A 25648-nucleotide genomic window follows, 5' to 3' on the forward strand; every position below is an offset into this window, starting at 1 on the left:
CGACGACGCGCGACGGCACCGTGAGGAGCTTCGATGACGCGCATCGCCCCGGCAGCACGGCGCGCCTCGCTGGTGCAGGCGGCCCTGCGGGTGATCGCGCGGGACGGTGTGGCCGCCGCCACCACCCGGCGCATCGTCGCGGAGGCCGGGATGCCGCTGGCCAGCTTCCACTACGTCTTCGCCTCCCGCGACGAGCTGATGGCCGAACTGGTGAACACGGTCGTGGCGGGGGAGCAGACCGATCTGGAGCCCGCGCTCGACCCGGCGACGGCCCCGCTGGAGCTCCGCGCCGCGATCCGCTCGGGCCTCCAGCACTACCTCGACGGCGTACGGGCAGACCCCGACCGCGAGAAGGCGATGTTCGAGCTGACCCACTGGGCGCTCCGCGAGCCCGGCTTCGAACCGCTCGCCCGCCGCCAGTACGACCGCTACTACGAGCTCGCCGAACGGGCCGCGCGTGACGCCGCCGCGTTGACCGGCAGCGCGTGGAGCCTCCCCGTCGCCGACGTCGCCCGGCTGCTGGTGACCCTCACCGACGGCCTCACCATCGCCTGGCTGGTGACCCGCGACGACGCGGCGGCCGAGCGCAGCCTGGACTTCGCCGCCGACGCGCTCGCCACGCTCGCCCGCATCCCTGTCTCCACCGCCCCCGTCCCCTCCGCCCCCGACCCGAACGCAGGTGCCCGATGACCAACACCTCGACCCCGGCGGTCTTCGCCGAACCTACCCGCCGCGTCCCCGGCCGGTGGATCGCGGCCTTCGCCGTCGCCTGGCTGGGCGTCTGGATGGCGCAGCTCGCGCCCATCCAGAAGCTGCTGCCCGACCAGGTGCAGGCGCAGCTGCACACCAGCTACTGGGTCGACAACGTCGTCGCCTTCGGCATCATCTCCGGCATCTCCGGCGTCTGCGCCATCGTCGCGTACCCGCTGACCGGCGCGCTCTCCGACCGCACCACCAGCCGCTTCGGCCGCCGTCGCCCGTGGGTCGCCGGGGGAGCGGCGCTGTTCGCGGTGTCGCTTGTGCTGCTCGGCCTGCAGACCACGATGGTCGGGATCGGCGTCTTCTGGTCGCTCGCGCTCACCGGGTTCTGCGTGCTCACGGCGGCGCTGACCGCGACGATCTCCGACCAGGTGCCGGTCGACCAGCGCGGCTACGTCTCCGGCTGGATCAGCGCGCCGCAGGCGATCGGGATCATCCTCGGCGTCTCGCTCGTCACCTACGTGTTCGTCGGCGCCCTGGTCGGCTACACCGCGATGGCCGTGCTGCTGGTGCTGCTCGTGCTGCCGTTCCTGTTCCTCCCCGACGCGGTGCTGCCGCCGCACCTGCGCGAGCGGATGACGTTCCGCGGGATCGTCGAAGGCCTCTGGATCAGCCCGCGCGAGCACCCCGACTTCGGCTGGACGCTGCTGAGCCGGGTGCTGGTGAACTTCGGCAACGCGTTCGGGACGTCGCTGCTGCTGTACTTCCTGGAGTTCGGCCTCCATGACAAGCACGCCGACGACGACCTCCTCGTGCTGATCCTCATCTACATGGTGTTCGTCATCATCGCCTCGCTCGCGCTCGGCCGGCTCTCGGACCGGCTCGGGAGGCGCAAGGCGTTCGTGTTCGTCTCGTCGGCGCTGCAGGGCGTCGCCGCGCTGCTGCTGGCGTTCGTGCCGCAGCTCTCGGTCGCGATGGTCGCCGCGGGCCTGCTCGGCCTCGGCTACGGCTGTTTCCTCTCGGTCGACCAGGCGCTCGCCACCCAGGTGCTGCCCGACCCGGAGAACCGCGGCAAGGACCTCGGCATCATGAACATCGCGACGGCCGTGCCGCAGGCGATGGCGCCGCTGTTCGGCGCGGCGATCGTCGCGGCGCTGGGCGGGTTCGTCGGGCTGTTCGTGCTCTCCGCGGTGTTCGCGTTCGCGGGCGCCCTCGCGGTCGCCCGCGTGAAGGCAGTGCGCTGATGACCGCGATGGACCTGACCAGCAAGCCGGCCGCGGCCGAGCGCACCTGGACCACACCCGACGTGTTCTGGCCCGCGCTGAGCGCCGCGACCGCGCGCCTCGACCCGGCGTTCGGCGTGCTGCACCTGCCCGCGCTGCGCCACAACACTCACGACATGCTGCGCCGCGCCGCGGGCAAGCCGATCCGGGTGGCCTCCAAGTCGGTGCGCGTGCGCGCGGTGCTGGACGCCGTCCTCGCCTTGCCCGGATACGCCGGGGTGCTCGCCTACACACTGCCCGAGGCGCTGTGGCTGGCGGAGGGCGACGCCGACCACGCGCCGATCGAGGACGTCGTCGTCGGCTACCCGACCGTCGACCGCGCCGCGATCGCCCGGCTGGCCGCCTCGCCCGAGCTGGCCTCCCGCGTCACGCTCATGGTCGACTCGGTCGCGCACCTCGACCTCATCGATGCGGTCGTGCCTCCGGCGCAGCGCGAGACGATCCGGCTCTGCCTGGAGCTCGACTCCTCGTGGGACGCCCCCGTGCTCGGCCACGTCGGCGTCTACCGCTCGCCGCTGCACAGCGTCGAGACGGTGCGAGCGGTGGCGGAGGCGATCGTGCGGCGCCCCGGCTTCGCGCTGGTGGGGATGATGGGCTACGAGGCCCAGATCGCCGGCCAGGGCGACAACCCACCCGGACGTCCGGCGTGGGGCGCGACGCTGCGCTGGATGCAGAAGAGCTCGCGCGAGGAGCTGATCGCCCGCCGCGGGGAGGCCGTGGCCGCCGTGCGCGCGATCGCGGACCTGGCGTTCGTCAACGGTGGCGGCACCGGCTCACTCGAGTTCACGTCCTCCGACGCGTCCGTGACCGAGATCGCCGCCGGCAGCGGCCTGTTCGGCGGCCACCTGTTCGACACCTACCGCGGCTTCCAGCCAGCGCCGGCGGCGTCGTTCGCCCTCTCGGTCGTGCGCCGGCCCGACGAGCGCACGGCCACGCTGCTCGGCGGCGGCTGGATCGCCTCCGGCCCTCCCGGACCCGACCGGCTCCCGAAGATCGAGTGGCCGACCGGACTGTCGATGGTCGACCGCGAGATGGCGGGGGAGGTGCAGACCCCGGTCACGGGCGCGGCGGCGGGCATCCTGCGCGTCGGGGACCGGGTCTGGCTGCGGCACACGAAGTCGGGCGAGCTCAGCGAGCACGTGGACGACTTCCACCTGGTGGACACGGTGGAGGGCCGGGCGACGGTGGTCGGCTCGGCGCCGAGCTACCGCGGCGAGGGGAAGGTGTTCCTGTGACGGCGAGCGGGGGAGTGTGGCGCAATTGGGGCCGCACCGAGTCCATCCGCCCGCAGCGCGTCGAGCGCCCGCGGGACGCCGAAGCCGTTCAGCGCGCGGTCGCGGCGGCGGCGAAGCAGGGGACGCGCGTCAAGGCGGTCGGCGCCGGGCACAGCTTCACGGGGATCGCCGCGGCGCCCGGCGTGCTGCTCGACCTGGAGGACGTCAGCGGCGTCCTCGACATCGACCTCGAACGCGGCCGGGTGCGCCTGGCCGCTGGGACGCACCTCCACCAGCTCCCGCGGCTGCTGCGCCCCTACGGGTTGGCTCTGCAGAACATGGGCGACATCGACCGGCAGACCGTCGCGGGCGCGACCTCCACCGGCACGCACGGCACGGGAGGCTCCTTCGGCGGCCTGGCGACCCAGATCGTCGCGGTCACGCTCGTCACCGGGGCCGGCGAGCTGCTCACCGTCAGCGAGGACGAGAACGCCGAGCTGCTGCCCGCCGTCCGCCTCGGGCTCGGCGCGCTCGGGGTCATCGTGGACATCACCCTCCAGTGCGTCCCGGCGTATCTGCTCCAGGCGGTCGAGCGCCCGGAGCCGCTGCAGCAGGTGCTCGAGAGCTACCTGGAGCGCTCGGCGGGCGAGGACCACTTCGAGTTCTACTGGTTCCCGCACACCGAGACCGGCCTGACCAAGACGAACACCCGGCTGCCGCTCACCGAGCCGCGCGCCCCGCTGTCGGCGGCCGGCCGCTGGCTGGACGACGAGCTCCTCGCCAACGGCCTCTACCGCGGCGTCTGCGCGGTCGGGACGGTGGTGCCGCACATCATCCCGCCGTTCAGCCGGCTCGCGCAGAGGCTCACCGGCAACCGGGACTTCACCGACCACTCGCCGCGGGTGTTCGTCACCAACCGCACCGTGCGCTTCCGCGAGATGGAGTACGCGTTGCCGCGGGAGGCCGTGCCCGGCGCGCTCGCCGAGGTGAAGGCCCTGATCGAGCGGAGGGGCTGGCGCATCTCCTTCCCCGTGGAGGTGCGCTCGGCGGCGGCCGACGACAACTGGCTGTCGACGGCCTACGGGCGCGAGAGCGGCTACATCGCGGTGCACCGGTACTACCGCGAGGACCCGGGCGAGTACTTCGCCGCGGTCGAGGAGATCATGACGGCCCACGGCGGCCGCCCGCACTGGGGCAAGATGCACACCCGCGACGCCGAGTCACTGCGCGACGCGTACCCCCGCTTCGACGACTTCCTCGGCGCCCGCGACCGCCTCGACCCCGCCCGCCTCTTCACCAACCCCTACCTCCACCGCATCCTCGGCCCCTGAACCGTCTCTTCCGGACTTGTGCACGCAACACGCCGTGTTCAGGCGAACACAACTCCGGAATTGATGGCTGGAGGCTAGGTGGTGCGGCGTTGGAGGGTGAGGGCTCCGACGATGACGGCGCCGACGGCGAAGGCGCCGATGATGAGGAGCTGGCCGCCGATGTAGGCGGCGTCGTGCGAGTTCGTGGAGACGGCGTTGAGCGCGTCCACCGCGTGCGAGAGCGGCAGCCAGTCGCTGATCTGCCGGAGGCCGTCCGGGAGCTGGTCGCGCGGGATGAAAATGCCGCCGAGCAGGATCTGCGGGAACACGATCACCGGCATGAACTGCACCACCTGGAACTCGGTGCGCGCGAACGCGCTCGCGAACAGCCCCAGGGTGCTGCCCAGGACGGCGTCCGTCACCGCCACCGCGACCAGGAGCCAGGTGTCGCCCTTGACGTCCAGTCCGCACACCCAGATCGCGTACGCCGACGCGACCAGCGACTGGATGACCGCGAGCAGGCCGAATGCCAGGGTGTAGCCGAGGATGAAGTCGCCCTTGCCGAGCGGCATGGACAGCAGCCGCTCCAGCGTGCCGGTGCGCCGCTCCCGCAGCGTGGTGATGCTCGTGACGAGGAACATCACGACGAACGGGAAGAGCGCCAGCATCGCCGGGCCGATCGTGGCGAACACCGGCGTGTTCGTGAAGATCCAGGCCACCAGGCCGATCAGGAGGCTCGGCACGACCACCAGCAGGCCGATCGTGCGCGGGTCGTGCCGGATCTGGGTCAGCACGCGGCCGGCGGTCGCGAGCGTGCGGGTCGGGTTCATCGGGTGGCCTCCCCGTGCTCGGTCTCTTCGTGCTCGGCCTCTTCGTGCTCGGTCTCTTCGTGCTCGGTCTCCTCAGGCTCGGCAGCGTCGCCGTCCTCGGCCCCTTCGCCCAGCGCGTGCCGCGGGTGGTGTCTGCGCAGCAGCGTCAGGAAGGCGCCCTCCGCGTCCGCGGCGCCGGTCTCGGCGAGCAGCTCCTCCGGAGTCGTGTCGGCCAGGATGGCGCCCTCCCGCATCAGCAGCAGCCGGTCGCAGCGGGTCGCCTCGTCCATGACGTGGCTGGAGATCAGGAGGCTGGTGCCGCCGTCGGCGAGCCGGTGGAACAGCGTCCAGAGCTCGACGCGCAGCAGCGGGTCGAGGCCGACCGTCGGCTCGTCCAGCACCAGGAGGTCGGGGGAGCCGAGCAGCGCCGCGGCGAGGGAGACCCGGCTGCGCTCGCCGCCCGAGAGCGTGGAGACGAGCCGTCCGGCGTTCGGGCCGAGGTCCGTCGCCTCGATGGCGCGCTCGACGTCCGCCTTGCCGGCGCCGAGCACGCTGCGGAAGTACGCCAGGTTCTGCCGCACGGTCAGGTCGTCGTAGACGCTCGCCGCCTGGGTCACGTAGCCGACCCGGTGTCGCAGGGCGGCGGAGCCTGCCGGCTGGCCGAGCACCTCCACCCGGCCGCCCGCGACGCGCTGGACGCCGACGATCGAGCGCATCAGCGTCGTCTTGCCGCAGCCGCTCGGCCCGAGCAGGCCGACGACCTGACCGCGCGGGATGTGCAGGTCGAGCCCGTCGAGCACGGTCGTCCGGCCGCGCTTCACCCGCAGGCCGTCGATGACGACGGCGGCGTCGCCGACGAGGTCGGTCGACGCGGACGGCGATGAATTCATCATGTGATGAATTATTCGCCCGGAGTGTGCCCGCCGTCAATATCCCCGAACAGATGCCACTGGATGACCGGCCCCACCCGCCGCGCCAGCTCGTCGGGGTCGGCGCTCGCGATCGGCTGGAGCTTGAGCGCGTAGCGCGTCACCATCAGGCCGACCACCTGCGACGCGGCGAGATCGGCGCGCAGGTCGGCGTCGTCGGCGTGCGTCAGCGCCGCCAGCCGGGCGAACACCTCGCGGGTCAGGAACTCGCGCAGCATCCGCGTGCCGGGACCGCTGCTCAGCACCGTGCGGAGGATGAGCACCATCCGGCCGGCCGCCCGCTCGTCCTCCAGCTGGGTGAGCAGGTAGCGCACCAGCGTCTCGCCGACCTGCTCCCTGGGCGCGCCGAGAACGACGTCCAGCACCCGGTCGGGCCGCAGCGGGGCCTCCAGCGTGGCCGCGAAGAGCTCGGCCTTGTCGTCGAAGTAGTGGTGCACGAGCGCGGAGTCGACGCCCGCGCGGCGTGCGACCGCGCGCAGCGAGGCCGCCTCGTAGCCGCGCTCGGTGAACTCCTCGGCCGCCGCACGCACGATGGCCGAACGGGTGGAGGCCGCCCCGCGCTCCTTGCGCGGCCGGCCCCTCCTGCGGTGTTCGGCGAGCTCACTCACGAGTGCCATTGTGCACCCCGGACCGGGTGCCCTGTCCATCCGCATTGCGGTTGCTTCGAGTGTGATGGGAAGCCCGTGGGAGGCGCATCCGTCCCGGTTAGGATGCTGTTCAGCGCAGTCGATCGGCGCATTCACGCTTAGGAGTTCCCGCAATGGAATGGCTCATTCCGGTCATCATCGTCGTCGTGCTCGTCGCGATCATCGGAATCTACTTCTGGGCAACGTACAACTCGCTCGTCACGCTCAAGGTGCGGGTGGACGAGGCGTGGAGCGACATCACGGTGCAGCTCAAGCGTCGTGGCGATCTCATCCCGAACCTGATCGAGACGGTCAAGGGCTACGCCGCGCACGAGCGCGGGGTGTTCGAGTCGGTGACCAAGGCCCGCGCCGAGACGCTGTCGGCGCAGACGCCGGGCGACGCGTCCGTGGCCGAGGGGCACATGCAGACCGCGCTGAAGAGCATCTTCGCCGTGGCGGAAGCCTACCCGCAGCTGCAGGCGAGCCAGAACTTCCTGCGCCTGCAGGCCGACCTGGTCGACACCGAGGACAAGATCCAGGCCTCGCGCCGGTTCTACAACGGCGGCGTGCGCGAGTTCAACACCAAGATCAAGGTCTTCCCGAACAACCTGTTCGCCCGCCGTCTCGGCTTCTCCGGTCGCGACTTCTTCGAGGTCGACAACCTGGCGGCGATCGCCGAGCCGCCGCGCGTTCAGTTCTAGGGCGTCGATGTACAGGGCAATCGCCAGGAACAAGCGCAACACCGTCTTCATCGTCCTGCTGTTCCTGATCCTCATCGGTGCGCTCGGCTGGCTGTTCTCGGTCATCTACAACAGCTGGGCGATCCTGGCCTGGGTCGGGATCGGCGCGATCGTCTACGCCGTGTTCCAGTACTTCATGGCCTCCAGTCAGGCGCTCAGCATGTCCGGCGCCGTGCCGATCACCAAGGCCGACAACCCGCGGCTCTGGAACGTGGTCGAGAACCTCTCGATCACGACCGGGACGCCGATGCCGGCGGTCTACATCATCAACGACCCGGCGCCCAACGCGTTCGCCACCGGGCGCGACCCGCAGCACGCCTCGGTCGCCGCGACCACCGGCCTGCTCGACATCATGAACGACGCCGAGCTGGAGGGTGTGATGGCGCACGAGCTCGGTCACGTGCGCAACTACGACATCCGGCTCTCGATGATCGTCTTCGGCCTCACCGTCGCCATCGGGCTCATCGCCGACATCTTCGTGCGGATGGCCTTCTTCGGCGGCAACAACCGCAACAACAACAACGGCGGCGGCGGCAACCCGATCGTGCTGGTCTTCGGCCTCGTGGCCGCGATCATCGCACCGCTGGTCGCGACGCTCGTGCAGCTCGCGGTGTCGCGGCAGCGCGAGTACCTCGCCGACGCCACGGGCGCCATGACGACCCGGCACCCGGATGCGCTCGCGAGCGCACTGCTCAAGCTGCAGGACTACGGCCGGCCGATGCGCCGCCAGAACAGCAGCATGGCGCACCTGTGGATCTCGGAGCCGCTCAAGCCCGGCCTGATGAACCGGCTGTTCTCGACGCACCCGCCCATCCCCGAGCGCGTCGACCGCCTCGAGAAGATGGGCTCCACCTTCTGACATTCGTGCCGAATGTGCGCTTTGGCGGCGGCATTAGCGACATTCGTGGCGAATGCGCGGGGCGGGGAGGCTATGCCTCGGCGGCCTCCAGCTCGGCGGTGCCGGTGTAGCGGTAGCGGACGCGCGTGCCGACCGCGCGCTCGTCGAGCGGGCGCCACTCGGTGCCGGCGTTGTTCGCGCCGTCGACCACGTCGATGTCGCGGATGAGGTCGGCGGGGGCGCCGTCGCGGTAGCCGGTGATGATCTCCGCGTAGACCGAGGAGTCCGGGTTCAGCAGCACCGCGATGTAGTGGCTGGACTCACGCACGTCGTCCGTGGTCACCCACATGCGGTTGTCGAACTGCACGTGCGCGCGGCCGTCCGGACCGCGTTTCACGCCGGTCACGATGCCGTCGAGCCAGCGTTCGCCGTCGCGGTAGGCGAAGAGCTCGCGCATGGGCTGTTCGTAGTCGGCCTCATCGGCCCCGTCGGCGTCCAGGTACTCCAGCGGTGAACTCATGTCCCGCACCTTACCCCCGCACCCGGCGCTGCCGCGAGGGAGTCCTCAGAAGCCCGTGGGCGCCGCCAGGGTGAGCTCGGCGGCCAGCATGGGCGCGAGGTCGCCCCGTGCGCCCTGGGCGATCTCCACGCCTCCTAGGCCCTGCCAGGCCGCGGTCTCGCCCAGCAGCGGGACCAGGCGCTCGGCCACCCGGCCGCCGTCGCCGGCCTCCGTCCACGCGGACTGCACTCGCAGCACGCCGGCCTGCCGGTCGCTCTTCAGGTCGATGCGGCCGACGAGCTCGTCGTCCAGCAGGATGGGCAGCGAGTAGTAGCCGTACACCCGCTGCGGGGCGGGGGTGTAGATCTCGATGCGGTAGTGGAAGCCGAACATCCGCAGCGCGCGGTCGCGGAACCACACCACCGGGTCGAACGGGGACAGCAGCGCGGCGGCGTCGACGCTGCGCGGCCTGCGAGCGTCGCGGTGCAGCCACGCCTTGACCGGCCGGTCTCCCGCGCCGGTCCAGCCCTTCACCTGAACAGGGATGACCTCACCGGCGTCCTCCAGCTCCTGCATCGCCACGGCGACGGCAGGGCCTTTGAGCCGGTAGTAGTCGGCGAAGTCGCGGAGTGTGCCGACGCCGTGCGCGACGGCCGAGCGCCGCAACAGCTCGCGGATGGCGTCGGGCTTGTCGACGGCGCGGTCGAGCACCGCGGGCGGGAGGACGTCCTCCACCAGCCCGTACCGCCGCTGGAAGCGCGTGCGGCCGGCGATGGCGACCTCGCCGAACAGGAACATCCGCTCCAGCGCCCGCTTGACCTCCGACCAGCCCCACCACGGCCCGGAGCGCCGGTTGGCGTCGTGCTCGATCTCGCTCGCGGCGAGCGGCCCCTTGGCGGCCAGCTCGCTGCGCAGCCAGGAGAGCGTGGAGTCGTGCGCGGCGAACCAGGCGTTGCCCGTGCCGTAGCGCTCGCGGTAGTCCTGCATCCGCCAGCGGAACAGCGACCAGTCCTCTTTGCGCACGAACGCGGCCTCGTGCGCCCAGTACTCGGTGTGCGGTCCGCGCGCGTCGAAGGTGAGCCGGTCGAGCAGCGTGCGGTCGTAGGCGCCGAGCCGGGCGAACGCCGGGAGGTAGTGGCTGCGCTCGAACACGTTGACCGAGTCGATCTGCAGCAGGTTGAGGCGGTCGATCAGCCCGTTGAGCTGCCGCGTGCCCACGACGGGCGGGCGCGGGCGCCCGAAGCCCTGGGCGGCGAGCGCGATGCGGCGCGCGAGGGCGGGGGAGAGGTGTTCGACCACGGATCGACCTTAGCGGCAAGGTCTGACACTCCTCGTTCACCTTTTGGTCACTCCCCGCTGGGCCACGCGTATCCCGGCCTCCCTAACGTGGCGACGAGCCGGTTCGCACAGCCCGGCTGTCAACCCGACCTGGAGGACATTCCGTGATCAACACGCGCGCCCACGTCGCCGGACTCGCCGCCGCGGCGACCGTCGTCGCCCTCTCGCTCGCCGCCTGCTCCGGCGGCGCCGACGCCAGCAGCACCGCCACGAGCACCTCGGCCGCCTCGGCCACCGACGTCGCCTCCGCCGGCGGCATGGCCGCTCTCGTCGCCGCCGCGAAGAAGGAGGGCAGCCTCAACATCATCGCGACCCCCGGCGACTGGGCCAACTACCAGGAGATCTTCGACGGCTTCACCAAGAAGTACGGCATCACGATCAACCCGAGCCAGGACAGCGCCTCCAGCCAGGAGGAGATCGACGCCGCCAAGAAGCTGAAGGGCCAGGACACCGCTCCCGACACCTTCGACATCGGCTCGTCCGTCGCTCTCGCGAACACCCAGTACTTCGCGCCGTACAAGCCCACCGGCTTCGCCGACATCCCGGCCGCACAGAAGGAGAAGGACGGCCTCTGGAAGGTCGGCTACTACGGCGTCATGTCGGTCGGCTACGACGCGAACAAGATCAAGACCGCGCCGAAGTCGTTCGCCGACCTGCTGAAGCCGGAGTTCAAGGGCGCCGTGGCGCTCAACGGCAACCCGACCCAGGCCGCCGCCGCGGCGGGCGCCGTCGCGTACGCCGACCTGCAGAACGGCGGCACGCTCGACGACCTGACCCCGGGCGTCGAGTGGTTCACCAAGCTGAAGGCCGCGGGCAACTGGAACGCCGCCGACGGCAAGCCGAACACCATCGCCTCGGGCGAGACCCCGGTGCTGCTCGACTGGTCGTTCAACCAGAAGGGCTACACCACCTCCGACACCATCAAGTCGGGCGGCGTGAACTGGAAGTACACCGTGCTCCCCGGCACCGCGTACGTCGGCTACTACAACCAGGCCATCAACAAGGACGCCCCGCACCCGGCGGCCGCCCGCCTCTGGGAGGAGTACCTCTACAGCGACGCCGCGCAGAACGCCTGGCTGAAGGGCGGCGCCTACCCGGCGCGCGTCGACGCGATGGAGAAGGCCGGGACGCTCGACACCAAGGAGTTCCCGGGCAAGCTGGAGAAGGTGGCCGTGATGACGGACAAGCAGGCCACCGACGCCGGCACGCTCCTCAACGCCAAGTGGGCCAACGCGGTCGGCTGATGACCGAGACCATCGCCGCACCCGCGGCCGACGCTGCCGCCGGGATCGCTTCGCGCGACTCCCGGCGGCAGCCGCCGTCGGCCCGGCCGTCCGACGCCGGGAGCCGCCGCCGGCCGCGCGGCCTCGCCGCCGCACTCGGCCTCACCCCGTTCGCCCTCTACGTCGTGATCTTCCTCGCCGTCCCCACGCTCGTCGCGGTGGGCAGCGGCTTCGTGGACGGCGAGGGCCGCTTCACCTGGTCCAACGTCACCGGCCTCGCGGAGCCCGCCATCGCCGGCTCCTTCTTCGGGGCGTTCTGGCTCTCCGCGGTCACCGCCATCGTGGGCGCCGTCGCCGGAGCCGCGCTCTGCTTCGCGATGCTGGGCTCGCGCCAGGGCGGCGTCACGCGCTCCCTGGTCGGTTCGGCCAGCAGCGTCCTCGCCCAGTTCGGCGGCGTCATGCTGGCGTTCGCCTTCATCGCCACCATCGGCGCGCAGGGACTCGTGACGGTGCTGCTCCGCAACGCCTTCCACCTCAACATCTACGCGAACGGCGTCTGGCTCTACACGGTGCCCGGCCTCATCCTCCCGTACCTCTACTTCCAGATCCCGCTCATGGTCATCACCTTCCTGCCCGCGCTGGAGGGCCTGCGCCCGCAGTGGCTGGAGGCGACCGCCACGCTCGGCGGCAGCCGCTGGACCTACTGGACCCGCGTCGGCGGCCCGATCCTGCTGCCGTCCTTCCTGGGCAGCCTGCTGCTGCTGTTCGCCAACGCCTTCTCGTCGTACGCGACCGCAGCGGCCCTGGTCGGCCAGGCCAACAACATCGTGTCGCTGCAGATCCGCCAGGCGCTCATCTCGGAGACCGTGCTCGGTCGCGCGAACTTGGCCGGCTCGATGGCGCTCGGAATGCTCGTGGTGATGATCGTCGTGATGCTGGCGTACTCGGCGCTCGTGCGCCGGACCGCGCGGTGGCAGCGGTGAGCGGGGGCGCTCCGCTGCGGCTCGGGCCCGGCCCGGTCGTCCGCACCATCATCTGGGTGGTCCTCGGCGCATTCTTCCTCATCCCGCTGTTCTCGATGCTGGAGTTCACGCTGCGCACCGCGAAGCCCGGCGTCTACAGCTTCGACCGCTGGATCGCCGTCTTCGGCGGCGGGACCACGCGCTACGACCGCGTGTACCAGGGCCTCGGCAACTCGCTCGTGCTCGCCGCCGTGACGGTGGCGATCGTCCTGCTGGTGCTGCTGCCGACGATCGTGCTGGTCGAGCTGCGCTTCGCCCGGCTGCGCCGCCTGCTGGAGGCCGTCTGCCTGCTCCCGATCATGATCCCGGCGATCGTGATGGTGGTGGGGCTGGCGCCGACGTACGCGGTGGTGACCGGCATCTTCGGATCGGGGGCGTGGACGCTGGCGTTCGCCTACGGCATCACGGTGCTCCCGTATGCGTACCGCGCCCTCCAGAGCAACGTCTCCTCCGTCGACATGGTGACGCTGAGCGAGGCCGCCCGGTCACTCGGCGCGGGCTGGGGCACGGTGTTCTGGCGGGTGCTCACGCCGAACCTGCGGCGCGGCATTCTGGCCGCCTCCGCGCTCTCGATCGCGGTCGTGCTCGGCGAGTTTACGATCGCGTCCCTGCTCAGCCGGGTGAACCTGCAGACCTCGCTGCTGCTGGTCTCCCAGTCCGACCCGTTCGTCGCCGTCATCTTCGCGCTGCTGGCGCTGGTGTTCGCGTTCGTCCTCCTCGTCGTCGTCGACCGCGTCGTCGGCGCCCGCCGCCGTTCGCGGCGTCCCGTGAAAGGCACTCCATGACCGTCCTGGAATCCACCGTCGCCGGCGCCCGTGTCGGCTCCACCGTCGAGCTGGACGGGGTCGTTCGCGACTTCGGCGGCGGCGCCGGCCTCGCCGGGTTCTCGCTGGCGGCGAGCCCGGGGGAGTTCATCGCCCTGCTCGGACCGTCCGGCTGCGGCAAGACGACCGCGCTGCGTGCGCTCGCGGGGCTGGAGCGCGTCGACTCCGGCCGCGTCCTCATCGACGGCCGCGACGTCACCGACGAGCCGACCAGCCGGCGCGACCTCGGGATGGTGTTCCAGTCGTACTCGCTGTTCCCGCACCTGACCTCCGGCCAGAACGTGGAGTTCGGGCTGCGGATGCGCAAGGTGGGGGCTACCGAGCGGCGGCGTCGCGCGGCGGAGGCGCTGGAGCTCGTCGGGCTCGGCCACCACGCCGACCGCTACGCCCACCAGCTCTCCGGCGGGCAGCAGCAGCGCGTGGCGCTGGCCCGCGCGCTGGTCACCGAGCCGCGCGTCCTCCTGCTCGACGAGCCCCTCTCGGCGCTCGACGCCAAGGTGCGCGTGCAGCTCCGGGAGGAGATCCGCCGCCTCCAGACCGAGCTCGGGATCACGACCTTCTTCGTGACGCACGACCAGGAGGAGGCGCTCGCCGTCGCCGACCGGGTCGCGGTCATGCGTGCGGGCGCGATCGAACAGATCGGCACCCCGGAGGAGCTGTACCACCGGCCGGAGACCGCGTTCGTGGCGGAGTTCGTGGGCCTGACCAACCGGATTCCCGGCTCCGTCGCGGGCGGTGTGCTGCGCGTCCTCGGGCAGCCGGCGCCGCTCGCCTCGCACGTGCCCGACGGGCCGGTGCTGGCGTACGTGCGTCCGGAGGACCTGCTGCTTTCCGGAGACGGCATCCCGGCCGAGGTGCTCACCTCCAGCTTCCTCGGCGCACTGCGGCGCACCCGGGTGCGGCTCGCCGACGGCTCCGAGCTGGCCGTCCAGCACGCCGCGCGCGACCTCCCTGCCCCCGGCGAGCGCGTCCACCTCGCCCTCGCCGGCACCCCCCTCACGGTCACTCCCGCCCCGTAACCCACCCTCCCTCTTCGCCGAAGGGCACGTAAACGCCCCTAAAACGCCGTTTTAGGGGCGTTTACGTGCCCATCGAGATCAGTGGTGGCACGGGTGTGCGAGGCCGGACGGAGTAACTAGAGTAATGCTCATGTCTGGTATCGTCCCGGGGGCGGACGCCGAGTACTCGGACGCCATCGACCCCTCAACCTTCGTGAAGACCCTCTCGCCGAGTGACCTGGTCACTCGGATCCGTCCGGGCGACATCCACTGGTGGCCGCCCTTCTTCTTCCCCATCGACACCATCAGCCCGACCCACACGGTCGGCAAAGGCCGCACCAACCTGACGCTCATCGCGTCGGACATCATGCAGACCGACACGACCGGCACGCCGTACGCGTCGTTCAGCTTCCGGCAGGTCCCGTCCGGCGGTCCTGGCGTCTCCGTCCACTTCGACCCGGGAGCCTACGGGGCGACGGCGGTCGCGAGCTACGTCGTCGAGTTCCTCATCGCCACGAGCGGGCCGGTCTCGCTCACGGTCGGCGGCTACGCCGGAGCGGGCAGCGTGACCGGCGCCGGGGTGAGGACCGTGAACGGGAACGTCTCCGTCGCGGTCGGCCTCAACAACGTCCCGCCGGGACAGGTGACCTACGCCTCGATCCAGCAGACGTCCTCCGGGCCCGGCTGGCAGTGGTTCTCGACCTCCATCGAGCACCCGCCGCTGGTGTTCGAGCCCTGACGGCTATCCCACGAGCGGAGCGCGCGGTCCCGCGACCGTGCGCTCCGCTCGCGTGAAGGAGAGCACAACGCCCGTGGCGGCGAGCGCGGCCACCATCGCCGTGCCGCCCGCCGACACGAACGGCAGCGGCACACCGAGCACGGGCAGCAGGCCGAGCACGACGGCGATGTTCACGAACGCCTGGAAGACCAGCCACACCAGGACCGTCCCCGTGGTGATCCGGGCGACCGGGTCGGCCGTCGTGCGCATGATCGCGACCATGATCACGGCGAGCGCGCCGAACAGCCCGAGGACCAGCGACGCGCCGACGAGTCCGAGCTCCTCGCCGATCACGGCGAAGATGAAGTCGGTGTCGGCGGAGGGCAGCCACGACCACTTGGCGTGGGAGTTCCCGAGCCCGACACCCCAGATCCGTCCCGTCGCGAGCGCGTAGTGCGCGTTGTCGACCTGCCAGTTCACGTCGGGGTTCACCGCGCTGGTGCCGCCGAAGAACGCGAAGACGCGGCCGCGGCGCGTCTCGCTCGACAGTGCCAGCAGCACGGCGCCGGCGGCGACGACGCCTAGCGCGAGCCCGAGATGGCGGAGGCGCGCCCCGGCGAAGTAGCAGGCGCCGAGCGTGAAGGCCGCGGTGACGACGGTCGTTCCGAGATCGCCGCCGAGCTGGACCAGCAGCAGCGCGGGGACGACGACGGGCAGCGTCCGCAGGGCCAGCGTCCGGCCGTCCCCCGGGTCGACGCCGCGTGCGCCCAGCGCCGTCCCGAGCCAGACGGCCAGGCCGAGCTTGATCCCCTCCGACGGCTGACCGGTGATCGGGCCGAGCCGGATCCAGTTCGTGTTGTCGCCGATCTGCACGCCGAGCGGGGTCGTGATGGCCAGGAGCTGGAGGACGCACGCCACGATGAGCAGCACTGTCGCGGCACGCTGGATGGTGCGCCGCGATAGCGCGGGCACGAGCAGCAGCATCCCGAGGCCGACCCCGCAGAAGACCCACTGCGACCAGAACCGGCCGAAGAAACCGTTGCCGTCGGAGTGCGACTCGATCGACGACGACGAGAGCACCATCAGGAGGCCGAACACGACCAGGAACAGCACGACGGCGAGCAGCGCCGTCCCGAGCCGGGACGGCGGTCGCCAGCGGGACGGGAGGCGGAGGAGGACACGGCGCCCCGGGATGGCGGCAGAGGCGGCGGCGGGCGGGGCGGAGTGGAGCGATGGTGCAGTCATGATGGATCGGCCCCAGGCTAGGGCGGCCCGGCGACGATGCCGGGCGGCCCGCACCGGCCTCCCGCATTCCCTGAGCGATTCCACAGGATCGCCGCTGTCGCGCACCTAGACTGACGGGCATGGCAGAGAGCGACGCCCCGGCAGCGCAGAGTCCGTCCGTCCCGCCGGCCCGGGCGCGCTTCCTGAAGCGCGGGCGCGATGTCCAGGCCCGGGTCGAGGAGGCCGTCCCCGTCGACGCGTCCCTGCCGCACGGCGTGCGCCTGGCCGGTGCCTGGTCGTGGCGGCTGCTCGTCATCGGCGCCGTGATCGCGGTCGTGGTCTTCCTCATCGTCCAGCTCCGGCTCATCGTCGTCCCCGTGCTGATCGCGGTGCTCCTCGCCGCCCTGCTGGTGCCGTTCAAGGACTTCCTGGTCCGCCACCGCTGGCCGCGCTGGCTGGCGATCGTCGCCACGCTGCTGACGCTGGTCGTGGTCGTCGGCGGCCTGTTCTACCTGGCGATCTGGCAGGTCACCCGCGAGAGCCACGACCTCCACACACAGTCGGTGGCGGCGTTCGGCCAGTTCCGGAGCTGGCTGACGACCGGCCCGCTCGGCCTCACGACGGCGCAGATCGACGGCGCGTTCCAGTCGCTCTGGTCGTCGCTGCAGCAGGACAGCCAGGTCTACATCTCCGGCGCGCTCTCGATCGGCTCCACGCTGGGCCACGTGCTCACCGGCGCGCTGCTGACGGTCTTCAGCGTGCTGTTCATCCTCATCGACGGCCGCAGCATCTGGGGCTGGATGGTGCGGATCTTCCCGAAGAACGCGCGCGCCGCGGTCGACGGGGCGGGCCAGGCCGGCTGGCTGACCCTCCGGAACTTCGCGAAGGTGCAGGTGCTCGTCGCCTCCATCGACGCGCTCGGGATCGGCCTCGGGGCCTTCTTCCTCGGGCTGCCGCTGGTGCTCCCGATCGCGGTGCTGGTGTTCCTCGGGTCGTTCATCCCGATCGTCGGCGCCGTGCTCACCGGCGCGCTCGCCGTGTTCGTCGCGCTCGTCTTCAAGGGCTGGGTGTTCGCGCTCATCATGCTCGCCGTCGTGCTGCTGGTGCAGCAGATCGAGGGCCACGTCCTCCAGCCGCTGATCATGGGCACGGCGGTGAAGGTGCACCCGCTCGCGGTCGTGCTGGCGGTCGCGGCGGGCTCGCTGCTGGCCGGCATCCCCGGCGCGCTCTTCGCCGTCCCGTTCGTCGCTGTGCTCAACGTGATGGTGCACTACGTGTCGTCTGGCGACTGGCGGTCGAAGCCGCCGGAGGCCACCGCGGCTCCGGAGGGCGCGATCTGGGAGACCGTGCCGCGCCCCCGCCGGGCTCCGCGGACGTAAACGGTCGCATTCATTCAGCGGTATATGACCACGAGTAGGCTGTGCAAGTGGATACCGCGACCGATCCGACGCGCACCCCGTTCGCAGGCCCCGGCCTCGACGAGATCGAGGCTGCGCGCGCGATCGTGGCCCGGGTCGCCCAGCCCACGCCGCTCGAGACCTCCCGGTACCTCACCGACGTGCTCGGCGCTCCGGTCATCCTCAAGTGCGAGAACCTGCAGCGCACCGGCTCGTACAAGATCCGCGGCGCGTACCACCGGCTCTCCAAGCTGAACGCCGAGGAGCGGGCGCGCGGCGTCGTCGCCGCCTCCGCCGGCAACCACGCCCAGGGCGTCGCCTTCGCCGCCCGCGAGCTCGGCATCCACGCGACGATCTTCATGCCCGTGGGCGTGGCCATCCCCAAGTTCCAGGCGACGCGCGCGTACGGCGCGGACGTCGTGCTCAGCGGCAGCATCGTGGACGAGACCCTCCGGGCCGCCGCCGACTTCGCCGCAGAGACCGGCGCGGTGCTCATCCCGCCGTTCGACCACGCGGACGTGGTCGCCGGGCAGGGCACCCTCGGCCTCGAGATCCTCGACGACGTGCCCGACGTGCAGACCATCGTCGTGCCGATCGGCGGCGGCGGACTCATCTCCGGCGTGGCCAGCGCGGTCAAGCAGCGCGCGGCCCGCGAGGGGCGCACCGTCCGCGTGATCGGCGTGCAGGCGGCCAACGCCGCCGCCTACCCGGCGTCGCTCGCGGCGGGGGAGCCGACCGAGATCGCCATCGTCGGGACCATCGCCGACGGGATCGCCGTGAGCCGGCCGGGCACCCTCAACTTCGAGATCATCCGGGACGCCGTGGATGCCGTGGTCACGGTCACCGAGGACGACATCGCCCGCGCGCTGCTGGTGCTGCTGGAGCGCGCGAAGCTCGTGGTGGAGCCGGCCGGCGCGGTCGGCGTGGCCGCGATCCTCGCGGGGCTCATCCCTGCCGACGACGCAGCCGGGCCGGTCGTCGCAATCCTCTCCGGCGGCAACATCGACCCCCTGCTCATGCAGCGCGTCATCGCCCACGGCCTCGCGGCCTCCGACCGCTACCTGCGGCTCTCGATCATGCTCCCGGACCGGCCGGGCCAGCTCGCGCGCATCGCCGAGATCCTCGCCGGCGTCAACGCCAACGTGGTGGAGGTGCTGCACACGCGGCACGGCAACGGACTCCAGCTCAGCCAGGTGGAGCTCGACGTCTCGATCGAGACGCGCGGCACCGAGCACCGTCAGCAGGTCATCCAGGCGCTCCGCTCCGCCGGCTACGACCCCGTCCTCGAAGAGGACTGACGCAAACCGCCGAGTCCGCAGATAGTCTGCGTACTCGGCGGTTTTCGACTGATTTCGGGCGTACTCGGCGGTTAGTTGCCGGCGTAGGTGTCGACTTTGGAGATCGATACCGGGATCTGGCGGCCGTTGGGGGCAGTGTATTCGGTCTTGTCGCCGACCTTGAGGCCGAGGATGGCGGCGCCGAGCGGGCTCTGCTCGCTGTAGACGGTGAGCTCGGTGCCGGCCGCGATCTCACGGTTGCCGATCAGGAAGACGCTCTCGTCGCCCGCGATGGTCGCGGTGATGACGGTTCCGGGCTCCACGACGCCGTGGCTCTCCGGCGCCTCGCCGACCGTGGCGCTGCGCAGCAGGTTGGTGAGCTGCACGATGCGGGCCTCGATCTTGCCCTGCTCGTCCTTGGCGGCGTGGTAGCCGCCGTTCTCCTTGAGGTCGCCCTCCTCGCGGGCCGCCTCGATGCGCTTCGCGATCTCGTTACGGCCGTTGACGCTGAGCTCCTCGAGTTCGGCCGAGAGACGGTCGTACGCGTCCTGGGTCAGAAAGGTGACCTGAGACTCCTGGGACATGATGAACTCCTTCGCGCCTGCACGGTATTCCGCCGCGTCGGCTGATGGCCGGCTGGAAGCCGGTGGGTAAAGTAGACGCCCCGGCCTCGGCCGGGGCGTATCCAGAGAATGTTAGGTCAGCCAGCAGGTGTTAATCAAACCCGTGTTGCTCTGCGAGATGGTCCGGATCGTCTCGTTGTAGGTCGTCACCCGGGAATCGGAGCCGGGATAGGTCACGATCCGCCAGCCCACGATCGCGTAGTCCTCGTTCAGGGCCTGCAATGCGCAGGTGACGCTCTTGCCCGGCTGGGCGTTGATGGTGAAGGTGATCCGCACATGGTGGGCGTCGGGGATCACGTACGCGGTGTCGGTGGTCTCCAGGTCGGCCTGGTTGTTGTCCCAGCCTGCCCAGAACACCCACGCGGTCACCACCGCGAGGACGGCGACGGCGCCGCCGATCAGCAGCCAGCGGTCGCGGCGGCGGCGATTCGGGGTGCGGCCGTAGCGGGATTCGAGGGTCTCGGACGGCGCCTCGGTCACGCGTGCCATGTACTCGCCGTCCGCCTCTCAGGGCCTTCGTTCAGGCCCGCCGTCGGGGCGACGGTAGGCTGAGACAAGACTAGGAGACGAAGCTGTGAATCGCACTTCGCGCCTCCTGAACCAGCCCGATCCGAAAGCGAAGTCCGCCATGCGTCAGAGCGACCTGTCCACCGTGTCCGTGGAGGCCGTGTGATGGGGGAGCTGCTGCTGAGGGCGGGCGTCTGGCTGGCCGCGACGCCCACCCCGTCGCCGACCTCCGGACCGAGCGACGACTCGGTCACGCCCGGTGTGGTCGGCTTCACCGTCACCTTCCTGATCGCGGTCGCGGCGGTGCTGCTGATCCTCGACATGACGCGGCGCATCCGCCGAGTGCGGTACCGCGCGGAGATCGCGCAGAAGCTGGACGCGGAGAACGGCACGCAGCAGGACGACGCGGACGGCGACTCCCGGCGCTGACCTGACGGCCCTGGACCGGCGGCGTCAGCCGTCGCAGCGTCAGCCGTTGTAGGCGGGATGCAGCGCGATCAGCAGCACCGCCGTCCAGTGGCAGATGAACGCCAGCACCGTCAAGGTGTGGAAGATCTCATGGAACCCGAACACCCCGGGGAACGGGTTCGGCTTCTTGATCCCGTAGATGACCGCGCCGATCGTGTACAGGATGCCGCCGACGCAGACCAGCACCATCATCGCCACGTTGGCGTTCACCAGGTCGACGATGTACATCATCGCCGCCCAGCCGAGCAGCAGGTAGAGCGGCACGTACAGCCAGCGCGGCGCCGTGATCCAGAACACCCGGAAGCCGATGCCGAGCAGCGCGCCGGCCCACACCACGCAGAGCAGCACGATCCCCTTCTGCGGCGGGAGGGCGAGCACGGCGAGCGGCGTGTAGGTGCCCGCGATCAGCAGGAAGATGTTGGCGTGGTCGATGCGCTTGAGCACGATCTTCGTGCGCGGCTGCCAGTTGAAGCGGTGGTAGAGCGCCGAGTTGCCGAACAGCAGCATCGAGGTCAGCATGAACACCGCCGACGCCCATTTGGCAGGGGCGCCCTGCGCCAGGCTGATCAGCACGATGCCCGCGGCGATCGCGACCGGGAACGTGCCGGCGTGGATCCAGCCGCGCCAGGTCGGCTTGATTTCGGCCGGGTAGGCCGGGGAGGCGTCGAGCAGCGGGATGTTCGGCAGCAACGGCCCGCGCGACTCGTCCTCCTTGACGGCGACGTCGGCGGGCGGGAGGTCGGCGGCCGGCTCGGTGAGCAGCTCGGCGACGTCCTCAGGCTCGGGGGCGTTTCGCGGCGTCATGGAGCAAGAGTAGGGGAGACGGGTGCTCGGATGCTGGGAATCGGAACGCTCAGGGGCGCTAACGTAGCTCCGTGAGCAGACGCAGTTCCGAGACGGCCAACGGGTTGCTCTACGGCCTGTACCAGAAGCGGCTGCGACGCGACATCGCCGGCCTCGGCCCGGAGTCGCTGCCACGGCACGTCGCGATGATCATCGACGGCAACCGCCGCTGGGCCCGTCAGGTCGGCATGACGACCGTCGCCCACGGTCACCGCGCCGGCGCGGCGAAGATGCGCGAGTTCCTGGAGTGGTGCGACGACCTCGGGATCGAGGTGGTGACGCTCTACCTGCTCTCCTCGGACAACCTGACCAACCGGCCGAGCTCCGAGCTCTCCGACCTGATCGAGATCATCGCCGAGCTTGCCGACGACCTCTCGCGCTACCGCGACTGGCGCGTCAAGCACGTCGGCTCGACTGCCGGCCTCCCGAAGCCCCTCGTGACCGCGCTGGTCGACGCCGAGAAGCGCACCGCAGACAAAAAGGGCCTGCACATCAACCTCGCGATCGGCTACGGCGGCCGCAAGGAGATCACGGACGCCATGCGCAGCATCGTCGCCGCGCACTCGGCGGAAGGCGGCAGCCTGGAGACGTTGGCCGACCTCCTCACCCCCGACCTCATCGGCGAACACCTCTACACGGGAGGCCAGCCCGACCCGGACCTCGTCATCCGCACCTCCGGCGAGCAGCGGCTGAGCGACTTCATGCTGTGGCAGAGCGCGCACAGCGAGTTCTACTTCGTGGAGGCGCTCGGTCCCGACCTCCGCGAGGTCGACTTCCTGCGCGCGATGCGCGACTTCTCCCGCCGCCACCGCCGCTACGGCTCCTGACCAGACGATTCGCGTAGTCGGCGGGTGGGGCGGCAGGATGGTCCCCGGAGGTCACGATGACGACGATCGAGGAGTTCGCCGCGGGGTTCGGCGAGGAGCCGGGGTACCTGGACTACGGCCGGGTCGGCCCGCTCTCGCGGGCGGTGCGCGCCGAGGCGCTGGGGCAGTACGAGGCGCTCGCCACGTCGCGCTTCGGAACCATCGACCGGATGAGCGCGGAGAACGGCCGCGTCCGTGAGGCGATCTCGGCGCTGACCGGCTTCTCCGCCGAGCAGATCTCGTTCCAGCCCAACGCCTCCTCCGGGCTGATGCACTCCGCGTTCGGCCTCACCGGCGGCGAGGTCCTGCTGTCGGCCGCCGAATTCCCGAGCGTCACCTACGCGGCCGTGCGAGCCGCGCAGGCGATGCATGTGGTGACGCCGGTGTGGCTGGAGACCGACCACGGCCGGGTCACCCCGGCGCAGCTCAGGGAGCAGCTCACCGACTCCACGACCGCGGTCATGGTGAGCCTGGTCGACTCGCGCACCGGCTATCTCGCGGACATCGACGGCATCCGCCAGGTGATCGGTGACCGGCTGCTCATCGTCGACGCGATCCAGGGCTTCGGCATCTCCGATGTCCCCTACGAGGTCGCCGACGTCGTCGTCTCCGGCGGTCAGAAGTGGACGAGGGCGGGCTGGGGGACCGGGTTCCTCGCGCTCAGCGAGCGCGCCATCGAGCACCTGACGCCCGTCTTCAGCGGGTGGGTCGGTAGCGGCCCGGGCGAAAGGTGGGACGAAGTCGTCGACCCGGCGAAGGACGCGTCGGCCTTCACCGTCTCGAACGCCGACCCGGTCGCGGAAGCCCGGTTCGCCGCGGCGCTGGAGGAGGTCGCGGCCGTCGGCGTCGCGGAGATCTCGGCGGCGATCTCCGACACGGTGGAGCGCGTGATCGACCTCGCCGACGAGTTCGCCGTGCCTGTCGCCTCCTCGCGGAACCCCGCGGAGCGCGCGGGGATCGTCGTGCTGGAGCCGCTGCCCGAACAGCTGACCGTGCTGGCGGCCGCCCTGTTCAACCACGGTGTCACCGCCAGGATGCGGCCGACGAGCGCGCGCCTCAGCGTGCACGCGGGCACCACCGAGGAGACGCTGGACATGCTGCGCGCCGCCTTCACCTCCTACGCCTCGGCGGCGTGATCCGCGCCTCCCATAACTGGGGGTGAAGTTCACCTGAACGAAACACGACACTCGGCCTTCCTTGCGTCGTGTTCGGTCCGCGCGGCGTACTTTCGACTCATCGGGCACGGCGCCCGATCGAGACGGCCATATAAGTTCGTTTCGAAACCCAACTGGCCGGCTCGCCATTGATCCGCCGGCTCCAGCGCAAGCGGAGCGGCGGGGTGGGAGTGGTCGTGGCTGAATCAGGAACCCGGCAGTTCGAGTCGGCATCCAGCGGAACCCGTCAGAGCGAGCGGACGTACGTGCTCGACACGTCGGTCCTGCTGTCCGACCCCAAGGCGATCTTCCGGTTCGCCGAGCACTCTGTCGTCATCCCTGTCGTCGTCGTGAGCGAGCTGGAGGGGAAGCGCAACGATCCCGAGATCGGATACTTCGCGCGACAGGCGCTGCGCAATCTGGACGACCTGCGGGTGCAGCACGAACGCCTCGACTTCCCGATCCCGGTCGGGGAGGGCGGCTCGCTCCGGGTGGAGCTGAACCACTCCAACATGTCGGTGCTGCCGAGCGGCATGCAACTCGGCGACAACGACTCGCGCATCCTCGCGGTGGCGATGAACCTCGCGAACGACGGGTTGGCGGTCACGGTCGTCTCCAAGGACCTCCCGATGCGCGTCAAGGCGTCGTCGATCGGCCTGGCGGCGGAGGAGTACCGGCACGAGCAGGTCGTGGACAGCGGCTGGACGGGGCTGGCGGAGATCTCCCTCGGCAGCGACCAGATGAGCGCGCTCTACGAGAACGAGTGGATGAGCACCTCGCAGGTCGAGGGACTCCCGGTCAACACCGGCCTCATCGTGCACTCCGACCGCGGCTCGGCCCTCGGGCGCGTGGTCTCGGACGGCGAGGTGAAGCTGGTGCGCGGCGACCGCGACGTCTTCGGACTGCACGGGCGCTCGGCGGAGCAGCGGCTGGCGATCGACCTCCTGCTGGACCCGGAGATCGGCATCCTGTCGCTCGGCGGACGGGCCGGCACCGGCAAGTCGGCGCTCGCCCTGTGCGCGGGCCTGGAGGCCGTGCTGGAGCGTCAGCAGCACAAGAAGATCATGGTGTTCCGGCCGCTCTACGCGGTCGGCGGCCAGGAGCTCGGCTACCTGCCGGGCGACCAGGGCGAGAAGATGAACCCCTGGGGTCAGGCGGTGTTCGACACGCTCGGCGCGCTGGTGTCGCAGAACGTGCTGGACGAGGTGCTGGACCGCGGCATCCTGGAGGTGCTTCCGCTCACGCACATCCGCGGTCGCTCGCTGCACGACGCGTTCGTGATCGTGGACGAGGCGCAGTCGCTGGAGCGGAACGTCCTGCTGACGGTGCTCAGCCGGGTCGGGCAGAACTCGCGGGTGGTGCTGACACACGATGTGGCGCAGCGCGACAACCTGCGGGTCGGCCGTCACGACGGCGTCGCGTCGGTGATCGAGACGCTGAAGGGCCACCCGCTGTTCGCGCACGTCACGCTGACGCGCTCGGAGCGGTCGGCGATCGCGGCGCTGGTCACGGAGATGCTGGAGGGCAACGAGCTGGCCTGAGGGTGAGCCGCCGGGCGAAAGAGACCGGCCTTCTGTGGAGAATTTCGGGATTCTCGTATTTTCTGTGGAATCGTGAGGAGGCCATGTCGCCGCACCTAGCGTGAGCGCATGGTTGAAAAAACGATCCGGATCGTTGTCGCGGCCGGCCTGAGCGTGGCCCTGCTGGGGGCAGGTGACGGCGGGCCGGCCGCGATCGGAGCGCTCTACCTCGCGGCCGTGACGGCGGCGCTGGTCCAGTACGACCTGCGCGAGCTGCGGCTGCCGGACGCGCTCGTGCTCCCGGGGGCGGCGTTCGTGGTCGTGGGAGCGGTGTGGAGCTCGCTCCGGCCCGGCGGAGGGCAGGTCGCGGTCGCGGCGCTGGGCTGCGGGGTCGCGACCCTCGTCGGGTTCGCGGTGCTGGCGTCGGGCGGCGGGCTCGGGATGGGCGATGTGAAGCTCGCGGCCGTGCTGGCCGGGGCGCTCGCGGCGGTGGTGGCGGAGCGCGGACCGCCGCTGGGGGAGGTCGTAACGGTCGTCGGGTGCTGGGCGGTGCTGTCGTTCGTGGCCGGGGCGGTGGTGGCGTGGACGGCTGTGCGTGGTCCCGGGTCGCGGCTGCGGTCCGCCGAGCTGCCGTTCGGGCCGGTGCTGCTGGGGACGTTCTGGGGGTTCGTGCTGCTGGAGTGACCGGTGCGAGAACGG

The 25648-nt window shown here is 70.9% G+C and carries 27 protein-coding genes; 18 read left to right on the forward strand and 9 right to left on the reverse strand.

All coding sequences use genetic code 11. From position 1 onward, the window contains the following. Positions 1-33: 33 nt before the first annotated feature. From ACFQ9V_RS07615 to ACFQ9V_RS07630, 4 genes are read left to right on the forward strand one after another with little or no spacing between them, the layout of a single operon-like run. Positions 34-690 carry a TetR/AcrR family transcriptional regulator gene (locus tag ACFQ9V_RS07615; protein ID WP_382458562.1) on the forward strand — a complete coding sequence of 219 codons (657 nt, stop codon included), beginning with the start codon at positions 34-36 and terminating at the stop codon, positions 688-690. Then, positions 687-1943: an MFS transporter gene (locus ACFQ9V_RS07620; protein ID WP_382458563.1), complete on the forward strand. Its 1257-nt coding sequence runs from the start codon at positions 687-689 to the stop codon at positions 1941-1943. The genes ACFQ9V_RS07615 and ACFQ9V_RS07620 overlap by 4 nt, the downstream gene beginning before the upstream one ends. Before the next feature lie 8 nt (positions 1944-1951). Continuing rightward, positions 1952-3217, forward strand: a complete 1266-nt coding sequence (locus ACFQ9V_RS07625) for an amino acid deaminase/aldolase (protein ID WP_382458640.1) — start codon at positions 1952-1954, stop codon at positions 3215-3217. Continuing rightward, positions 3214-4527 carry a D-arabinono-1,4-lactone oxidase gene (locus ACFQ9V_RS07630; protein ID WP_382458564.1) on the forward strand — a complete coding sequence of 438 codons (1314 nt, stop codon included), beginning with the start codon at positions 3214-3216 and terminating at the stop codon, positions 4525-4527. Before ACFQ9V_RS07625 ends, ACFQ9V_RS07630 begins: the two co-directional genes overlap by 4 nt. Positions 4528-4601: 74 nt before the next feature. Here the strand turns inward: ACFQ9V_RS07630 and ACFQ9V_RS07635 are convergent, their stop codons facing one another. From ACFQ9V_RS07635 to ACFQ9V_RS07645, 3 genes are read right to left on the reverse strand one after another with little or no spacing between them, the layout of a single operon-like run. Further along, positions 4602-5336, reverse strand: coding sequence for an ABC transporter permease (locus ACFQ9V_RS07635; protein ID WP_382458565.1), 735 nt, complete (start codon positions 5334-5336; stop codon positions 4602-4604). Beyond that, the gene (locus ACFQ9V_RS07640; RefSeq protein ID WP_382458566.1) at positions 5333-6208 is read right to left on the reverse strand and encodes an ABC transporter ATP-binding protein; all 876 of its coding nucleotides are present in this window, start codon (positions 6206-6208) and stop codon (positions 5333-5335) included. The genes ACFQ9V_RS07635 and ACFQ9V_RS07640 overlap by 4 nt, the downstream gene beginning before the upstream one ends. An 8-nt stretch (positions 6209-6216) precedes the next feature. Further along, on the reverse strand, positions 6217-6852 hold the full coding sequence (locus tag ACFQ9V_RS07645) for a TetR family transcriptional regulator (RefSeq protein ID WP_382458567.1): 636 nt from the start codon (positions 6850-6852) through the stop codon (positions 6217-6219). Between the two features lie 152 nt (positions 6853-7004). Here ACFQ9V_RS07645 and ACFQ9V_RS07650 point away from each other — a divergent pair, with 152 nt between their 5' ends. Both ACFQ9V_RS07650 and ACFQ9V_RS07655 read left to right on the forward strand, forming a co-directional pair. After that, positions 7005-7571, forward strand: a complete 567-nt coding sequence (locus ACFQ9V_RS07650; RefSeq protein WP_382458568.1) for a LemA family protein — start codon at positions 7005-7007, stop codon at positions 7569-7571. A gap of 7 nt (positions 7572-7578) precedes the next feature. Continuing rightward, entirely contained in the window at positions 7579-8469 is an 891-nt protein-coding gene (locus ACFQ9V_RS07655; RefSeq protein ID WP_382458569.1) for a M48 family metalloprotease, read from the forward strand. Positions 8470-8539: 70 nt separating this feature from the next. On the opposite strand, the gene ACFQ9V_RS07660 is transcribed toward ACFQ9V_RS07655, so the two are convergent. Beyond that, positions 8540-8968 (reverse strand): hypothetical protein, encoded by a 429-nt coding sequence (locus tag ACFQ9V_RS07660; protein WP_370054193.1) that lies wholly within the window; start codon positions 8966-8968, stop codon positions 8540-8542. Between the two features lie 45 nt (positions 8969-9013). Further along, the gene (locus tag ACFQ9V_RS07665; RefSeq protein ID WP_382458570.1) at positions 9014-10246 is read right to left on the reverse strand and encodes a winged helix-turn-helix domain-containing protein; all 1233 of its coding nucleotides are present in this window, start codon (positions 10244-10246) and stop codon (positions 9014-9016) included. A 143-nt stretch (positions 10247-10389) separates the two neighbouring features. On the opposite strand from ACFQ9V_RS07665, the gene ACFQ9V_RS07670 reads away from it, so the two are divergent. The 5 genes from ACFQ9V_RS07670 to ACFQ9V_RS07690 all read left to right on the forward strand — a co-directional run bounded on the left by ACFQ9V_RS07670 (position 10390) and on the right by ACFQ9V_RS07690 (position 15091). Then, positions 10390-11529, forward strand: a complete 1140-nt coding sequence (locus ACFQ9V_RS07670; RefSeq protein WP_382458571.1) for an ABC transporter substrate-binding protein — start codon at positions 10390-10392, stop codon at positions 11527-11529. Further along, positions 11508-12491, forward strand: a complete 984-nt coding sequence (locus ACFQ9V_RS07675; RefSeq protein WP_382458572.1) for an ABC transporter permease — start codon at positions 11508-11510, stop codon at positions 12489-12491. The genes ACFQ9V_RS07670 and ACFQ9V_RS07675 overlap by 22 nt, the downstream gene beginning before the upstream one ends. Further along, on the forward strand, positions 12488-13315 hold the full coding sequence (locus ACFQ9V_RS07680) for an ABC transporter permease subunit (RefSeq protein WP_382458573.1): 828 nt from the start codon (positions 12488-12490) through the stop codon (positions 13313-13315). Before ACFQ9V_RS07675 ends, ACFQ9V_RS07680 begins: the two co-directional genes overlap by 4 nt. Then, positions 13312-14373: an ABC transporter ATP-binding protein gene (locus ACFQ9V_RS07685; RefSeq protein WP_382458574.1), complete on the forward strand. Its 1062-nt coding sequence runs from the start codon at positions 13312-13314 to the stop codon at positions 14371-14373. Before ACFQ9V_RS07680 ends, ACFQ9V_RS07685 begins: the two co-directional genes overlap by 4 nt. A 130-nt stretch (positions 14374-14503) precedes the next feature. Beyond that, the gene (locus tag ACFQ9V_RS07690) at positions 14504-15091 is read left to right on the forward strand and encodes a hypothetical protein (protein ID WP_382458575.1); all 588 of its coding nucleotides are present in this window, start codon (positions 14504-14506) and stop codon (positions 15089-15091) included. A gap of 3 nt (positions 15092-15094) precedes the next feature. Here ACFQ9V_RS07690 and ACFQ9V_RS07695 read toward each other — a convergent pair whose 3' ends face one another. Next, positions 15095-16315: a putative peptidoglycan glycosyltransferase FtsW gene (locus ACFQ9V_RS07695; RefSeq protein WP_382458576.1), complete on the reverse strand. Its 1221-nt coding sequence runs from the start codon at positions 16313-16315 to the stop codon at positions 15095-15097. Between the two features lie 119 nt (positions 16316-16434). Here ACFQ9V_RS07695 and ACFQ9V_RS07700 point away from each other — a divergent pair, with 119 nt between their 5' ends. Together ACFQ9V_RS07700 and ilvA are read left to right on the forward strand one after the other, a co-directional pair. Beyond that, positions 16435-17673 carry an AI-2E family transporter gene (locus ACFQ9V_RS07700; protein ID WP_382458577.1) on the forward strand — a complete coding sequence of 413 codons (1239 nt, stop codon included), beginning with the start codon at positions 16435-16437 and terminating at the stop codon, positions 17671-17673. A gap of 47 nt (positions 17674-17720) precedes the next feature. Continuing rightward, positions 17721-18989 (forward strand): threonine ammonia-lyase, encoded by a 1269-nt coding sequence (gene ilvA / locus ACFQ9V_RS07705; protein ID WP_382458578.1) that lies wholly within the window; start codon positions 17721-17723, stop codon positions 18987-18989. Between the two features lie 71 nt (positions 18990-19060). Here ilvA and greA read toward each other — a convergent pair whose 3' ends face one another. Both greA and ACFQ9V_RS07715 read right to left on the reverse strand, forming a co-directional pair. Further along, positions 19061-19552 (reverse strand): transcription elongation factor GreA, encoded by a 492-nt coding sequence (gene greA / locus ACFQ9V_RS07710; RefSeq protein ID WP_382458579.1) that lies wholly within the window; start codon positions 19550-19552, stop codon positions 19061-19063. Between the two features lie 111 nt (positions 19553-19663). Further along, a complete protein-coding gene (locus tag ACFQ9V_RS07715) occupies positions 19664-20080 on the reverse strand; it encodes a DUF4307 domain-containing protein (RefSeq protein WP_382458580.1) in 417 nt (138 codons plus the stop codon). A gap of 183 nt (positions 20081-20263) precedes the next feature. Here ACFQ9V_RS07715 and ACFQ9V_RS07720 point away from each other — a divergent pair, with 183 nt between their 5' ends. Then, positions 20264-20527, forward strand: coding sequence for a hypothetical protein (locus ACFQ9V_RS07720; protein WP_382458581.1), 264 nt, complete (start codon positions 20264-20266; stop codon positions 20525-20527). A 39-nt stretch (positions 20528-20566) separates the two neighbouring features. On the opposite strand, the gene ACFQ9V_RS07725 is transcribed toward ACFQ9V_RS07720, so the two are convergent. Further along, positions 20567-21370 (reverse strand): hemolysin III family protein, encoded by an 804-nt coding sequence (locus ACFQ9V_RS07725; protein WP_382458582.1) that lies wholly within the window; start codon positions 21368-21370, stop codon positions 20567-20569. 71 nt (positions 21371-21441) lie between these two features. On the opposite strand from ACFQ9V_RS07725, the gene ACFQ9V_RS07730 reads away from it, so the two are divergent. The 4 genes from ACFQ9V_RS07730 (at position 21442) to ACFQ9V_RS07745 (ending at position 25633) form a co-directional block, all read left to right on the forward strand. Then, positions 21442-22236 carry an isoprenyl transferase gene (locus tag ACFQ9V_RS07730; RefSeq protein ID WP_382458583.1) on the forward strand — a complete coding sequence of 265 codons (795 nt, stop codon included), beginning with the start codon at positions 21442-21444 and terminating at the stop codon, positions 22234-22236. Positions 22237-22292: 56 nt separating this feature from the next. Continuing rightward, entirely contained in the window at positions 22293-23411 is a 1119-nt protein-coding gene (locus ACFQ9V_RS07735) for an aminotransferase class V-fold PLP-dependent enzyme (protein WP_382458584.1), read from the forward strand. Between the two features lie 209 nt (positions 23412-23620). Continuing rightward, complete coding sequence (locus tag ACFQ9V_RS07740) at positions 23621-24970, forward strand: PhoH family protein (protein WP_382458641.1); 1350 nt, start codon at positions 23621-23623, stop codon at positions 24968-24970. 108 nt (positions 24971-25078) lie between these two features. Further along, positions 25079-25633 (forward strand): prepilin peptidase, encoded by a 555-nt coding sequence (locus tag ACFQ9V_RS07745; protein ID WP_382458585.1) that lies wholly within the window; start codon positions 25079-25081, stop codon positions 25631-25633. Positions 25634-25648 lie beyond the last annotated feature (15 nt).

The organism is Leifsonia sp. NPDC056665 (genome assembly GCF_042791795.1).
Classification (GTDB): Bacteria; Actinomycetota; Actinomycetes; order Actinomycetales; family Microbacteriaceae; genus Leifsonia.